Source organism: Planococcus halocryophilus (assembly GCF_022489025.1).
Classification (GTDB): Bacteria; Bacillota; Bacilli; order Bacillales_A; family Planococcaceae; genus Planococcus; species Planococcus halocryophilus_A.
Map to the genome: position 1 here is coordinate 359,023 of NZ_JAKVTG010000001.1, position 14,239 is coordinate 373,261.

The 14,239-nt window shown below is 40.3% G+C and carries 14 protein-coding genes; all 14 read left to right on the forward strand.

Annotated features, from left to right (window positions below; all coding sequences use genetic code 11):
• Positions 1-100 precede the first annotated feature (100 nt).
• The 14 genes from rimP (at position 101) to MLE13_RS01795 (ending at position 14,163) form a co-directional block, all read left to right on the forward strand.
• Positions 101-586: a ribosome maturation factor RimP gene (gene rimP, locus MLE13_RS01730; protein WP_240747735.1), complete on the forward strand. Its 486-nt coding sequence runs from the start codon at positions 101-103 to the stop codon at positions 584-586.
• Between the two features lie 20 nt (positions 587-606).
• The gene (gene nusA / locus MLE13_RS01735) at positions 607-1,734 is read left to right on the forward strand and encodes a transcription termination factor NusA (RefSeq protein WP_008497941.1); all 1,128 of its coding nucleotides are present in this window, start codon (positions 607-609) and stop codon (positions 1,732-1,734) included.
• A gap of 20 nt (positions 1,735-1,754) precedes the next feature.
• On the forward strand, positions 1,755-2,033 hold the full coding sequence (gene rnpM / locus MLE13_RS01740) for an RNase P modulator RnpM (protein ID WP_008430874.1): 279 nt from the start codon (positions 1,755-1,757) through the stop codon (positions 2,031-2,033).
• Entirely contained in the window at positions 2,033-2,377 is a 345-nt protein-coding gene (locus MLE13_RS01745; RefSeq protein ID WP_008497939.1) for a YlxQ family RNA-binding protein, read from the forward strand. Before rnpM ends, MLE13_RS01745 begins: the two co-directional genes overlap by 1 nt.
• Positions 2,355-4,697: a translation initiation factor IF-2 gene (gene infB, locus MLE13_RS01750; RefSeq protein WP_240747736.1), complete on the forward strand. Its 2,343-nt coding sequence runs from the start codon at positions 2,355-2,357 to the stop codon at positions 4,695-4,697. Before MLE13_RS01745 ends, infB begins: the two co-directional genes overlap by 23 nt.
• The gene (locus MLE13_RS01755; protein ID WP_240747737.1) at positions 4,694-4,972 is read left to right on the forward strand and encodes a DUF503 domain-containing protein; all 279 of its coding nucleotides are present in this window, start codon (positions 4,694-4,696) and stop codon (positions 4,970-4,972) included. The genes infB and MLE13_RS01755 overlap by 4 nt, the downstream gene beginning before the upstream one ends.
• Positions 4,973-4,990: 18 nt before the next feature.
• Complete coding sequence (gene rbfA, locus MLE13_RS01760) at positions 4,991-5,341, forward strand: 30S ribosome-binding factor RbfA (RefSeq protein ID WP_008430880.1); 351 nt, start codon at positions 4,991-4,993, stop codon at positions 5,339-5,341.
• A 66-nt stretch (positions 5,342-5,407) separates the two neighbouring features.
• On the forward strand, positions 5,408-6,337 hold the full coding sequence (gene truB / locus MLE13_RS01765) for a tRNA pseudouridine(55) synthase TruB (RefSeq protein WP_240747738.1): 930 nt from the start codon (positions 5,408-5,410) through the stop codon (positions 6,335-6,337).
• 1 nt (position 6,338) lies between these two features.
• Positions 6,339-7,289, forward strand: a complete 951-nt coding sequence (ribF, locus tag MLE13_RS01770; protein ID WP_240747739.1) for a riboflavin biosynthesis protein RibF — start codon at positions 6,339-6,341, stop codon at positions 7,287-7,289.
• A gap of 135 nt (positions 7,290-7,424) precedes the next feature.
• Positions 7,425-7,694 carry a 30S ribosomal protein S15 gene (gene rpsO, locus MLE13_RS01775; protein WP_240747740.1) on the forward strand — a complete coding sequence of 90 codons (270 nt, stop codon included), beginning with the start codon at positions 7,425-7,427 and terminating at the stop codon, positions 7,692-7,694.
• 150 nt (positions 7,695-7,844) lie between these two features.
• On the forward strand, positions 7,845-9,962 hold the full coding sequence (pnp, locus tag MLE13_RS01780) for a polyribonucleotide nucleotidyltransferase (protein WP_240747741.1): 2,118 nt from the start codon (positions 7,845-7,847) through the stop codon (positions 9,960-9,962).
• A gap of 61 nt (positions 9,963-10,023) precedes the next feature.
• Positions 10,024-11,250 carry a M16 family metallopeptidase gene (locus tag MLE13_RS01785; protein ID WP_240747742.1) on the forward strand — a complete coding sequence of 409 codons (1,227 nt, stop codon included), beginning with the start codon at positions 10,024-10,026 and terminating at the stop codon, positions 11,248-11,250.
• Positions 11,251-11,330: 80 nt separating this feature from the next.
• The gene (locus MLE13_RS01790) at positions 11,331-12,368 is read left to right on the forward strand and encodes an aspartate-semialdehyde dehydrogenase (RefSeq protein WP_346429149.1); all 1,038 of its coding nucleotides are present in this window, start codon (positions 11,331-11,333) and stop codon (positions 12,366-12,368) included.
• Positions 12,369-12,495: 127 nt separating this feature from the next.
• Positions 12,496-14,163, forward strand: coding sequence for a ribonuclease J (locus MLE13_RS01795; protein ID WP_008430894.1), 1,668 nt, complete (start codon positions 12,496-12,498; stop codon positions 14,161-14,163).
• Positions 14,164-14,239: the final 76 nt, after the last annotated feature.

A 14,239-nucleotide genomic window follows, 5' to 3' on the forward strand; every position in this document is an offset into this window, starting at 1 on the left:
GTATTATTGTAGTAACATTTACTGAATAGCTCTGTCGCAGAAGAGTGGGTTCTCCCGCTCTTTTCTGTTTGTTATGGCGAAAAATTGGCGGGAGGCATGTATGAGCAAAATTACAGAACAAATCGAGCAGATAGCACAACCAATTACGAGTGAACTAGGACTAGAACTTGTAGACGTGGAGTTTTTAAAAGAAGGACGCGATTGGTTTTTACGGGTGTACGTGGACAATCCAGAAGCACCAATTGATATTGAACAATGTGCTTTAGTTAGTGAAAAACTAAGTGGGATTTTGGATGAATTAGATCCAATTGAACAAAACTACTTCTTGGAAGTTTCATCTCCAGGAGCAGAACGTCCGTTGAAGAAAGAAAAAGATTTTGAAAAAGCGATCGGTAAATTCATTTACATCAAAACATATGAACCTGTTGAAGATGCAAAAGAGTTTGAAGGTTATTTAAAGTCTTTTGATGATGAACAAGTAGAAATTGAAATTAAAATCAAAACACGCAGAAAAATAATCAGTATTGCAAAAAACAAAATTGCAGTTATCCGTTTGGCCATTGATTTTTCTGTTAAACCTGATTGAAGAACCTGGGAGTGAATAAAATGAGCAGTGAGTTATTGGATGCTTTTGAAGTATTGGAAAAACAAAAAGGAATTTCGCGTGAAGTTTTAATTGAAGCGATTGAAGCAGCCTTAGTAACAGCGTACAAACGAAATTTTAACCAAGCACAAAATGTTCGTGTGGATTTAAATTTAAATACGGGAACAATGCTGGTGTATTCTCGTAAAGATGTAGTAGAGGAAGTTGAAGATGAACGTCTTCACATTTCGTTGGAAGATGCAAAAGTCATCAACCCTGCATATGAACTTGGAGATGTAGTAGAGGAAGAAGTAACACCTCGTAACTTCGGTCGTATTGCGGCTCAAACAGCAAAACAAGTTGTGACTCAGCGCGTACGTGAAGCTGAACGTGGCTTGATCTTCGAAGAGTTTGTTGATCGTGCAGATGATATCGTTAACGGTATTGTTGAACGCATGGACGCTCGCAATTTATACGTTGGACTTGGCAAAGTTGAGGCTGTGCTTCCCCAGACAGAACAAATGCCAAATGAACATTACAAACCACATGATCGCATTAAAGTGTACATCACAAAAGTAGAACGCACGACACGCGGACCACAAGTGTTTGTTTCACGCACACATCCAGGACTACTGCGCCGTTTATTCGAAAACGAAGTGCCTGAAATTTATGATGGCATTGTTGAGATCAAGTCAATCGCACGTGAAGCTGGAGACCGTTCAAAAATTTCGGTTTTTGCTCATCGCGATGATATTGACCCAGTGGGTTCATGTGTTGGATCTAAAGGTGGCCGTGTTCAAACTATCGTAAACGAGTTAAGTGGAGAGAAAATTGATATCGTAGAATGGTCAGAAGAACCTGTTGTATTTGTAGCTAACGCACTAAGCCCATCTAAAGTATTAGATGTGCAAGTAAACGAAGAAGCAAAATCGACAACCGTTGTTGTGCCTGATTATCAACTATCTCTTGCTATCGGTAAACGTGGACAAAATGCTCGTTTAGCAGCAAAATTAACAGGCTGGAAAATCGACATTAAGAGTGAAACAGATGCGCGTGAACTTGGAATTTATCCAAACGAGAATTCTAGCATCGAATTAGTAGAATCTGGTGAAGAACTGGATGACTTTGATTTTTACGAAGATAAAGAATAACGTAGAAAAGGTGATGTCCGTTGGCTCTACAAAAGAAAATTCCATTACGGAAGTGTGTAGCTACAGGCGAGATGCATCCTAAAAAAGAAATGACCCGCGTTGTCCGTTCAAAAGAAGGCGAAGTATCCGTCGATTTGACAGGCAAAAAGTCAGGACGCGGCGCATATCTTTCGAAATCGGAAGATGCCATCGCGACTGCGCGCAAAAAGAAAGTGCTGGACAAGCAATTAGAAGTTAAGGTTCCAGACGAAATTTATGATGAGTTAATTCGCGTCGTTCTTAGAGAGCAGTTGAAATAATGACCAAAGAAAAAGTCCTTCAATTACTGGGATTAGCTACACGTGCAAGAATGACCATTTCTGGTGAAGAAATGTCCGTGAGTGAAGTTCGAAAAGGTAAAGCAAAATTAGTGATTCTTTCTGAAGATGCTTCAGACAATACAAGTAAGAAATTGCATGATAAATGCAAATCAAACGGTGTAGAAATCCGTGTTTTTGGATCCCGTTACGAGTTGGGACATGCGATAGGTAAGGAAGAGCGAGTAGTGATTGCAATCACAGATTCAGGATTTGCAAAAAAACTAATCAGCTTGATTGAAGAAATTAATCGGGGGCGAGCAGATGACCAAAATTCGAGTACATGAATACGCGAAAAAAGTAGATAAGCCAAGTAAAGAAATCATCAATGAATTGTCAAAACTAAATGTCAAAGTTCAAAACCATATGGCAACATTAGAAGATTCAGATGTAACAAAATTAGACGGCATTTATAAAAATGCTGGAGCTGGGCAACGTCCACCAGCACAATCACGTCCAGCAAGCCAGTCACGTCAAGCACAAGGTCAATCTCGTCCAACAGGACAAGGAAGCCAGTCACGTCCAGCGCAAGGCCAACGTCCGTCACAAGGAAGCCAGTCACGACCGTCACAAGGCCAACGTCCTTCAGGACAAGGAAGCCAGTCGCGTCCAGCAGCAGCTCCAAGTCAAGGACAATCCCGTTCACAAGGGAATGGTCAACGTCCAACAACACCCGCAAAATCTGGTTCGAACTTTACACCAAAAGCAGCGAAGCCAACAGCGGGACCTGGTCAGCGTTCTTCAGGACGTCCAAGCGGCGGAAACCGTAACGGATTCCAAAACCGCAAAGGGAAAGGCAAACAGCAACAACCAGTAAATCCGTTGCCGCCTATGCCTAAAAGAGAAAAAGAACTGCCGGCTAAAATCACTTTTAGTGAGTCATTAACGGTAGCTGAACTTGCAAAAAAATTAGGACGCGAGCCGTCTGAAATTATCAAAAAATTATTCATGCTTGGTGCAATGGCTACCATTAACCAAGAATTGGATAAAGATACAATTGAATTGATTTGTGCGGAATATGAGGTTGAAGTGGAAGAAGAGATCTTAGTTGATAAAACAGATCTTGAAGTTTACTTTGAGCCAGAAGATGAAAGCTTAAACGAAGAGCGTCCGCCAGTTGTTACAATCATGGGTCACGTTGACCACGGTAAAACAACTTTGCTAGATTCTATTCGTCACACAAAAGTTACTGCTGGCGAAGCAGGCGGAATCACACAACATATTGGTGCTTACCAAGTTGTCGATAACGGCAAAAAAATCACGTTCCTAGATACTCCTGGTCACGCAGCGTTTACAACAATGCGCGCACGCGGAGCTAAAGTAACAGATCTTGCGATTATCGTTGTAGCAGCTGATGACGGCGTTATGCCACAAACAGTTGAAGCAATCAACCATGCTAAAGCAGCAGAAGTTCCAATCATTATTGCAGTAAACAAAATGGACAAGCCAAGTGCAAATCCGGATCGTGTTATGCAAGAATTGACTGAACATGGACTTGTAGCAGAAGCATGGGGCGGCGACACAATTTTCGTTCCGATTTCAGCTTTGTCTGGAGACGGTATCGATTCACTACTTGAAATGGTTCTTCTTGTGTCGGAAGTTGGCGAATTAAAAGCCAACCCTGCACGTCGTGCGATTGGTACAGTTATTGAAGCAGAGCTTGATAAAGGCCGCGGTTCAGTTGCTACACTTCTAGTACAAGATGGAACATTAAAAGTTGGAGATCCGATTGTTGTCGGAAATACATTTGGTCGTGTTCGTGCGATGGTATCTGATACAGGTCGTCGTGCAAAAGAAGCCGGCCCTTCTACACCAGTTGAAATTACTGGATTGAACGATGTACCTCAAGCTGGAGACCGTTTTGTTGTCTTTGAAGACGAAAAAACAGCTCGCCAAGTTGGAGAAACACGTGCAACTTCAGCACTTCAAGTTCAGCGTTCTGAGAAGACACGTGTAACACTTGATAATTTGTTTGATCAATTAAAACAAGGCGAAATGAAAGAACTTAACTTAATCGTCAAAGCTGACGTTCAAGGGGCAGTTGAAGCAATGGCTGCATCTCTACTTAAACTTGATGTTGAAGGCGTAAATGTGAAAATCATTCATACAGGTGCTGGTGCGATTACAGAATCTGATATTTCATTGGCAGCTGCGTCAAATGCCATTGTTATCGGTTTTAACGTTCGTCCTGATGCAAACGCTAAACGCACTGCTGAAGCTGAAGGTGTAGATATCCGCTTACACCGCATCATTTATAAAGTAATTGAAGAAATTGAATTTGCTATGAAAGGATTGCTTGATCCGGAATTTGAAGAAAAAATTATTGGACAAGTAGAAATCCGTAGTACGTTTAAAGTTTCTAAAGTGGGTACTATTGCCGGAAGTTATGTAACAGAAGGTAAAATCACTCGCGATAGCGGAGTCCGCGTTATTCGTGAAGGTATCGTCGTATTTGAAGGCGAAATCGACACGTTGAAACGATTTAAAGACGATGCTAAAGAAGTGGCAAAAGGATACGAATGCGGGATTACGATCAAAAACTTCAATGATGTAAAAGAATTGGACATTATCGAAGCTTACGTTATGGAAGAAATCAAACGTAAATGATCCTCTATATGGAATGCGAATTTTTCATTCCAACGGCACATTCGTTAAAAGATAAGCGGGCAGTTGTTAAAAGCATGCTGACCCGCAGTAAACAAAAATTCAACGTTTCCGCTGCAGAGATTGATCACCAAAATGTATGGCAGCGAACCCGTCTCGCTTTTGTTATCGTCTCTTCATCAAAAGAAGTGGCAGATAAAGAAATGGCACAGGTTCTCTACTATTTGGAAAGCAATCCTGCATGGGAATGCTTGGAGAATGAAAAAGAATATTTGTAAGAACGAGGTGGACTATCAATGACAATGCGCGCGAATCGTGTAGCTGAGCAGATGAAAAAAGAGCTTAGCGATATCATCAGTCGAAAACTGAAAGATCCACGTATCGGATTTGTCACTGTAACAGATGTTGAAGTTACAGGAGATCTCCAGCAAGCAACTGTATATATCAGCGTATTAGGCGAAGACCATGCAAAAGAACAGACATTGCTTGGGTTAACGAAGTCAAAAGGATTTATCCGTTCTGAAATTGGACAACGAATCCGTCTTCGTAAAACTCCTGAACTGTCTTTTGAAATCGATTCATCGGTTGCATATGGCAATCGGATTGATACATTATTGCGTGATATTCAAGAACCAAAAGAAGATTAAAACAAAGCCCGCTGTCTATAATAGATAGTGGGCTTTTTTTGCATCAAGCAAAGGGGTTAAAATGATATGGCGTTAAACGGAATTTTACCGTTATGGAAAGAAAAAGGAATGACTTCACACGACTGTGTTTTTAAATTGAGAAAAATTTTGCAAACAAAAAAGGTAGGACATACAGGCACTCTAGATCCTGAAGTAGACGGCGTGTTACCAATTTGTATCGGCAACACTACAAAAGTAGCGGAGTATATTACCGACCAAGGAAAGACCTATGAGGCGGAAGTAACGATTGGGTATTCAACGGAAACTGAAGACGCTACAGGCGAAACTGTGGATACAGACCCATCAGAAAAAGTCATCACACGCGAACAAGTAGAAGCGGTGTTGCTTCAATTAACAGGGAACATTAAGCAAATTCCACCCATGTATTCGGCCGTTAAGGTAAATGGCAAAAAATTATACGAATATGCTCGTCAAGGAATTCCTGTTGAGCGCCCAGAGCGAACGGTCCGGATTGACTCAATCGAATTGATGGATGACGATAGCGAATGGTCCGGTCAGCAAATCAAATTCAATATTCGCATACGTTGTGGAAAAGGAACTTATATTCGCACACTGGCTGTGCAAATAGGGCAAGCTTTAGGATACCCTGCCCATATGTCTAGACTGACACGAACAGAATCAGGGAAATTCAGCCAACAGGATTGCGTAACACTTGCCGAAGTGGCTGAACTTGCTCAAAATGAACATATCGGTGATGTTTTGAAACCGCTAAGTTATGGCTTAAGTTTGTTTCCTTTCATGGAAATTGAGTCCAAACAGATTTTTGCTGTAAAAAATGGACAAGTACTTGCACGGCATTCTATACTCGACCAAATGGGATTTGTTGTGTTGACGTATAAAGGACAGCCTGTAGCACTTTATAAAAATCATCCTGAAAAAGCGGACAAAATGAAACCTGAAAAAATGTTCGGTTTTCCGACAGCAGACGAGGTGTAGTATGGAAATTATTCATTTAACTTATCCGAACCAGGTAAAGCCTGTTAACGAAACGGGTCCCTTATCATTGGCACTTGGTTTTTTTGATGGGGTACATAAAGGTCATCAGCGCGTTATTGGAGAAGCCATTAAACAAGCTGAACAACAAGGGATTAAATCAGCAGTTATGACTTTTGATCCGCATCCTTCACTGGTGCTCGGTGGAAGAAAAGAAGAAGTTTTTTATATAACTCCTATGCAGCAAAAAATGGATATTTTAGAAGACATGAATGTAGATTACTGCTTTATCATTCGATTTACTTCGGAGTTTGCCAAATTGACGCCAGAAGAATTCATTGAATTTTTTATTACGGGTTTAAATGCAAAACATGTCACAGCCGGTTTTGACTTTTCATTTGGTTGTAAAGGAAAAGGCGATATGAGATTGATGAAACAGATGAGCGAAGGTCGTTATGGCGTTACGGTCGCTGATAAGTTAGAAGAGGGCGCTGAAAAAATTAGCTCGACCCGTATTCGTGAATTGTTAAAGCAAGGCGAAACCGGGAAAGTATGTCAGTTGCTCGGACGACCTTTTCGCGTTTTAGGTACGGTTGTAAATGGCGACAAACGAGGACGGACAATTGGATTTCCAACAGCTAACGTAGAACCTGAACTGGGTGCAGTCGTGCCAAGTCGGGGTGTTTATGCGGTGAAAATTCGAGTGCAAGGCGAAGTGTATAACGGAGTCTGCAATATTGGCTACAAACCAACGTTTAATAATCCAGATATCAAAAAACAAGTGATTGAAGTTCATATTCTTGAATTTGACAAATCGATTTACGGAGAAATGGTTGAAGTTGAATGGCATGACCGCATCCGCGATGAGCAAAAATTTTCAGGAATTGACGAGTTGAAACAACAAATACAGCGCGATAAAGTGACGGCTGAACAAATATTCAGTCGGATAAATTAACCGGTGCAGTTGATTTTAAAAATGCCTTATGCTATTATTTATGAGTACTAAAAGTACAAACCGTTGCTTGGCAAATCGAATCACCAACGTTTGCTCGGTAATTGGGGATATCAGAAATTAGGAGGTGGAAACAGTATGGCAATCACACAAGAACGCAAAAATGAATTGATTAGCGAATACAAAGTGCACGACACTGATACTGGGTCTGCAGAGATTCAAATCGCTATTCTTACAGAAGACATCAACAACTTGAATGAGCACTTACGTACTCACAAAAAAGATCATCACTCACGTCGTGGTCTATTCAAAATGGTTGGACGCCGTCGTAACTTGCTAAAATACTTACGTGAAAACGAAGTATCTCGCTACCGTGAGTTAATCGCAAGACTTGGCCTACGCCGTTAATAGTAAACAGTAAAAGCGGGATTCGTCCCGCTTTTTCTTTATGGATAAAACTTTAAACTATCGCATCGCATACTAGATGCTTTTTTGATACACTACTAATTGGATACATATAGTATATAGATACATGGTAATAGAGAGGAGCTCGATATTATGGAGCAAACAAAAAAAGTCTACACACTGGATTGGGCAGGCCGCGAATTACAAGTAGAGGTTGGCCAATTGGCAAAACAAGCAAACGGAGCTGCATTAATTCGTTACGGTGATACAGCAGTTTTATCAACTGCAACAGCATCAAAAACACCAAAACCATTAGATTTCTTCCCGTTAACTGTAAACTACGAAGAACGTCTTTACGCTGTTGGTAAAATACCGGGCGGATTTATTAAACGTGAAGGACGTCCATCTGAAAAAGCGACGTTAACTAGTCGCTTAATCGATCGTCCAATTCGTCCATTATTCCCAGACGGTTTCCGTAATGAAGTTCAAGTTATTTCGATGGTTATGTCTGTAGATCAGGATTGCCCATCTGAAATGGCTGCAATGTTCGGATCTTCATTAGCTCTTATGATTTCGGATATTCCTTTTGGCGGACCCATTGCTGGCGTAATCGTTGGATTGATCGACGGTCAGTATATTATTAACCCAACAAACGATCAGCTGGAGCAAAGCTCAATCAACTTAATCGTAGCTGGAACAAAAGATGCGATTAACATGGTTGAAGCAGGAGCAAAAGAAGTTTCTGAAGAAATCATTTTAGAAGCAATTATGTTCGGTCACGAAGAGATTAAGAAATTGATCGCTTTCCAAGAACAAATTGCTGAAGAAGTTGGTAAAGCAAAATCTGACATCCAACTATATGAATTGGATGCAGAATTGACATCATCTCTTAAAGACGCTGTTGAAACTGATTTGAACACAGCTGTTCAAATTAACGAAAAACAAGCGCGCAACGAAGCAATTGACGAAGTTAAAGCACGCGCTATGGCAGCATACGAGGAATCTGACGATGCAGTTAAAAAACAAGCAGGTCAAATTTTAGATAAAATGGTGAAAGATGAAGTTCGTCGTTTAATTACAGACGAAAAAATCCGTCCGGATGGCCGTGGACCTTCTGAAATCCGTCCATTGTCTTCTGAAGTTGGCATTTTGAACCGTACGCACGGTTCTGGTCTATTTACGCGTGGGCAAACGCAAGCGATGAGTATTTGTACGCTAGGTGCTTTAGGTGATGTTCAAATCATCGACGGTCTTGGTATTGAAGATACAAAACGCTTTATGCACCATTACAATTTCCCATTGTTCTCGGTTGGTGAAACTGGATTCCTTCGTGGACCAGGTCGCCGCGAAATCGGTCACGGGGCACTTGGTGAACGTGCATTAGAAGCGGTTATTCCAAACGAAAAAGATTTCCCTTACACAATTCGTCTTGTTGCAGAAGTACTTGAATCGAACGGTTCTACTTCACAAGCAAGTATTTGTGCTTCAACACTTGCGATGATGGATGCGGGTGTACCACTTACAGCTCCAGTTGCAGGTATTGCAATGGGTCTAGTGAAAAAAGGCGATAACTATACGGTATTATCTGATATCCAAGGTATGGAAGATCATCTTGGCGATATGGACTTTAAAGTAGCAGGTACTGCAAAAGGCATTACAGCTCTTCAAATGGACATCAAGATTGACGGTCTTTCTCGTGAAATTTTAGAAGAAGCATTGACTCAAGCTCAAATTGGCCGTATCCACATTTTAGAATCAATGTTGGCGACAATTGCTGAACCAAGAACAACTCTTTCTAAATACGCACCGAAAATCATTATGGTGAAGATCAACCCAGACAAGATCCGCGATGTTATTGGACCTGGTGGTAAAGTAATCAACAAAATCATTGATGAAACTGGCGTTAAAATTGATACTGAGCAAAACGGTACAATCTTTATTTCATCTGTTGATGAAGAAATGAACGCAAAAGCGAAAGCAATGATTGAAAACATCGTTCGCGAGGCGAAAGTCGGCGAATATTACGAAGGTAAAGTGAAACGTATCGAGAAGTTTGGCGCATTCGTTGAATTGTTCCCAGGTAAAGATGGACTTCTTCATATTTCTGAAATCCAAGAAGAACGGACGAAAGAAGTGGAAGACGTTCTGAAGATGGATCAAATCATCCAAGTCAAAGTAATTGAAATTGACCGTCAAGGCCGTGTAAACTTATCACGTAAAGTTGTTTTGAAAGAACAAAAAGAAGCAGCTGAAAAACAAAACCAAGAATAAGGTTAACCATACAAATTGCCGACTTTGTCGGCAATTTTTTACTATGAGGAGGAACATGCACATGGTGACTACACAGACTTGCAAAAATGGATTGCGCATTGTTTCCGAACATATCCCACATTTTCATTCTGTCGCAATGGGTGTCTTTGTAAACAATGGCTCCCGAGATGAATTGCCAGAAGAAAATGGCATTACCCATTTTATCGAACATATGCTGTTTAAAGGAACAGATTCAAGAACAGCTAAAGAAATCGCTCGTGAATTTGATCGTATTGGCGGCGATATTAACGCTTATACGTCAAAAGAATATACATGCTACTATGCCAAAGTATTAGATCATCATGCAGCGCACGCAGTAACAGTGCTTGCAGATATGTTTTTCAATTCGCAAATGGACCCAGAAGAATTTGATAAAGAACGTCAAGTTATTCTTGAAGAAATCAGCATGACGGAAGATATGCCTGATGACGATGTTCATGAGCAACTTTGGCGTGTTATGTATCCGGAAAACTCAATTGGCGCACCGATACTTGGAACCGCTGAAACTTTAGCGAGCTTTACACCAGAGAAAATTCGCGATTATATGGACCGTCACTACACGCCAGCAAACACTGTGGTATCAGTAGCAGGAAATATCACTCCGGCGTTAATAGAAAAGATTGAATCGTTGTTTGGGGACTTTGAAAAAGAAGAAAGCCCTAAAAAATATGAACTTCCTAATTTCACGTCTGGCTATTCATTAAAAAACAAAGAAACGGAACAAGGTCATTTATGCCTTGGTTATCCCGGCTTATCTTTAAACGATCCAGATATTTATAATGTTACGGTGTTAAACAATATTATTGGGGGTTCTATGTCTTCGAGATTGTTCCAAGAAATTAGAGAGCAACGAGGTCTAGCTTACTCTATTTTCTCTTACCATTCGGCGTATTCTGACCACGGAACTTTAGCAATATACGGAGGAACTTCAGATGAGCAAATGGCTGAAATGCAACAAGTCATTTTAAGCTTACTAAAAGAACTAAAAAATGGTGGTATAACAGAGCAGGAAATCACAGATTCCAAAGAGCAGTTAAAAGGCAGTTTAATGCTCGGACTTGAAAGTACGAGCGCACGCATGAGCCGTAATGGCAGACACGAAATGCTACTAGGAAAACACCAGTCTTATGAAGAAGTGTTAACACAAATCGACCAAGTTTCACTTCAAAAAGTAATAGGCTTATTAGAAATTCTGCTGGAAGCACCCGCCGTTTCTATTATTCGTCCGAAAGAAGCTTCCTTAGTTTAAGGAAGCTTTTTTGTGTTTTCTATTCCTTTAGCAGACTAAATTATGTTACAATAACTCAAATCATCATTGAGGGAGCGAATATTTTGAAAACATACAATGTGGCAATTATAGGAGCAACAGGAGCAGTTGGTCAGCAAATGAAAGAACAATTGGAAAAACGGAATTTCCCGATAAAAGATATCGTCTTTTTGTCTTCTAGTCGTTCTGCTGGAAAAGAAATTGAATTCAATGGCAAAGTCTATACAGTGCAAGAAGCAAAGCCAGAATCATTTGAAGGTATCGATATCGCGTTGTTTAGTGCAGGTGGTAGTATTTCAGAGAAATTTGCACCGGAAGCTGTTAAACGCGGAGCAATTGTTATTGATAATACGAGTGCATTCCGTATGGACAAAGAAGTACCACTCGTTGTCCCTGAGGTAAACAAAAGCGATTTACGTTTGCACAAAGGAATTATTGCCAATCCAAACTGTTCTACGATTCAAATGGTCTGTGCATTACAGCCATTAAAAGAATTATACGGTATGACAAAAGTTGTCGTTTCTACTTATCAAGCTGTGTCTGGTGCTGGAATTGATGCGATTAATGAATTAAAAGCGCAAGCTGCTGACTTTGATAATGCAAAAGAAGCAGAAGCAAAAGTGTTGCCAGTTAAATCAGCTGAACAGCATTATCCGATTGCTTTTAATGTGATTCCGCAAATTGATCAATTCACGGAAAATGGTTATACATTTGAAGAAATGAAAATGATTAATGAAACGAAAAAAATAATGCATGATGATTCTTTAGCAGTGGCGGCAACTTGTGTACGTCTTCCGGTAGTTACTGGTCATTCAGAATCTGTCTATGTAGAACTACAAAAAGAAGCGACTGTCGATCAAGTGAAACAAGCAATGACCGATGCACCAGGTGTTGAACTGATGGACGACCCTTCAAACCAAATTTACCCGATGCCATTAATGACGGCTGGACTAGATGAAGTGTTTGTTGGGCGCATTCGTCAAGACTTAGATAACCCGAATGGCTTCCACCTTTGGGTCGTTTCGGATAACTTGGTTAAAGGCGCAGCCTTGAATTCCGTCCAAATTGCTGAAGCGTTAATCGAGGAAAATATTATTTAATCTCGAGCAATAGTCGTTAAAATGACCGGCCAATGTGCCGGTTTATTTTTTTCTTTGGACTGTTTCCGATGATTCCCGTATAATGAATTCTATGGATGTGTACGGGTGAATTTTAGGAGGAAATGAATTGAGTAAAATTAAAAATGAAGTAATAAGAGTTATCCCTTTAGGCGGAGTCGGAGAAATCGGCAAAGCAATGTATGTAATTGAAATTGACGAAGATTTGTTTGTCGTAGACAGCGGATTGATGTTCCCGGAAGATGAAATGCTTGGCGTGGACATCGTCATTCCAGATATGACTTTCTTAGTAGAAAACAAAGATCGCGTGAAAGGTGTTTTCTTAACACACGGACATGAAGATGCGATTGGATCAATTGCTTATTTATTAAAGAAAATCCAAGTGCCTGTTTATGGATCGAAATTAACAATCGCATTGGCAAAAGAACATATTAAAGAACAAGGTTCTTTAAAGCATGTGAAGTTTTTTGAGGTGACGAACAAAAGCCGCATGAACTTTGATAAAACACATGTGACTTTTTTCCATACAACACATAGTATTCCTGACGCATTAGGAATTGTCTTCCACACATCAGAAGGCGCTATTGTGCATACGGGTGAATTTAAATTTGACCAATCAGCTAAAGGCAGCTATAAGCCTGATATCGCAAAAATGGCGAAATTAGGAGAAGATGGTGTCTTGATGTTGTTGTCCGATTCAACAGAAGCAGAACGTCCTGGTTACACAACATCAGAAATTGTTGTTGCTGACCATATTTTGTCTGCTTTTCTAGCAGCTGAAGGCCGTGTGCTTGTATCATTGTATTCATCAAACTTTATCCGCATCCAGCAGGTATTTGATATTGCGGCAGCGACAGGTAAAAAGGTTGCAGTAGCAGGTAGAAGTCTTGAGAGTAGCTATGAAGTCGGTTTAAGACTTGGTTATTTGACTGTGGATGAAGACACGGTTATTTCATTGAAAGACTTGGAAAACTATCGCGATGATGAAGTTGTTATTATCGTTACAGGTAACCAAGGTGAACCACTAGAAGCACTGGATAAAATGGTTCGCAAGCAACATAAAGACGTTAAGATCAAACCAACGGACACAGTATTAATCACATTCACACCATCACCCGGTATGGAAGTTCCGATGTTCCAAACAATGAACAAATTGGCGAAAGCTGGAGCAAACGTGTTGACTTCAAGTAAAAAAGTTCACGTTTCGGGCCATGGCAGTCAAGAAGATTTGAAAATGATGTTGAATATGATGAAGCCAAAGTATTTCATCCCAATTCAAGGTGAATACAAAATGCTCATTGCGCATTCTAAATTAGCCCAACAAGTTGGCTTAAATAAGTCTGAAATTTTTATCGCAGACAAAGGCGATATCGTAGAATATAAAGGTGGCAAAGTTCGCATGAGCGGACGTGTTACTGCTGGAAATGTATTAATTGATGGAATTGGTATAGGCGATGTCGGAAACATTGTACTGCGCGATCGTAAATTACTATCACAAGATGGTATTTTCATTGTTGTAGTTACGTTAAACCGCAAAGAGAAGAAAATTGCATCTGGTCCGGAAATGATTTCACGTGGTTTCGTATATGTTCGTGAATCAGAGGAACTTATGGAAGAATCGACGCGTCTTGTTCGTAAAGTCGTTGAAAAGTACGTCACTAGAGATGCATTTGAGTGGAACAACATTAAACAAGAAATTCGCGATACATTGAATTCTTATTTGTTCCAACAAACAAAACGCCGTCCAATGATTATCCCAATTATTATGGAATACTAAGAAAAAAGTAAAAGGATTTCCATACCGATTTTATCGGAGGAAATCCTTTTTCGATTATGGAAGAAGTGAGGGATAG

Bases quoted from the DNA above. Each gene is read 5' to 3' on its own strand.
- rimP (WP_240747735.1), top strand. From the start codon at position 101: ATGAGCAAAATTACAGAACAAATCGAGCAGATAGCACAACCAATTACG.
- nusA (WP_008497941.1), top strand. From the start codon at position 607: ATGAGCAGTGAGTTATTGGATGCTTTTGAAGTATTGGAAAAACAAAAA.
- MLE13_RS01745 (WP_008497939.1), top strand. From the start codon at position 2,033: ATGACCAAAGAAAAAGTCCTTCAATTACTGGGATTAGCTACACGTGCA.
- infB (WP_240747736.1), top strand. From the start codon at position 2,355: ATGACCAAAATTCGAGTACATGAATACGCGAAAAAAGTAGATAAGCCA.
- MLE13_RS01755 (WP_240747737.1), top strand. From the start codon at position 4,694: ATGATCCTCTATATGGAATGCGAATTTTTCATTCCAACGGCACATTCG.
- rbfA (WP_008430880.1), top strand. From the start codon at position 4,991: ATGACAATGCGCGCGAATCGTGTAGCTGAGCAGATGAAAAAAGAGCTT.
- truB (WP_240747738.1), top strand. From the start codon at position 5,408: ATGGCGTTAAACGGAATTTTACCGTTATGGAAAGAAAAAGGAATGACT.
- ribF (WP_240747739.1), top strand. From the start codon at position 6,339: ATGGAAATTATTCATTTAACTTATCCGAACCAGGTAAAGCCTGTTAAC.
- rpsO (WP_240747740.1), top strand. From the start codon at position 7,425: ATGGCAATCACACAAGAACGCAAAAATGAATTGATTAGCGAATACAAA.
- pnp (WP_240747741.1), top strand. From the start codon at position 7,845: ATGGAGCAAACAAAAAAAGTCTACACACTGGATTGGGCAGGCCGCGAA.
- MLE13_RS01785 (WP_240747742.1), top strand. From the start codon at position 10,024: ATGGTGACTACACAGACTTGCAAAAATGGATTGCGCATTGTTTCCGAA.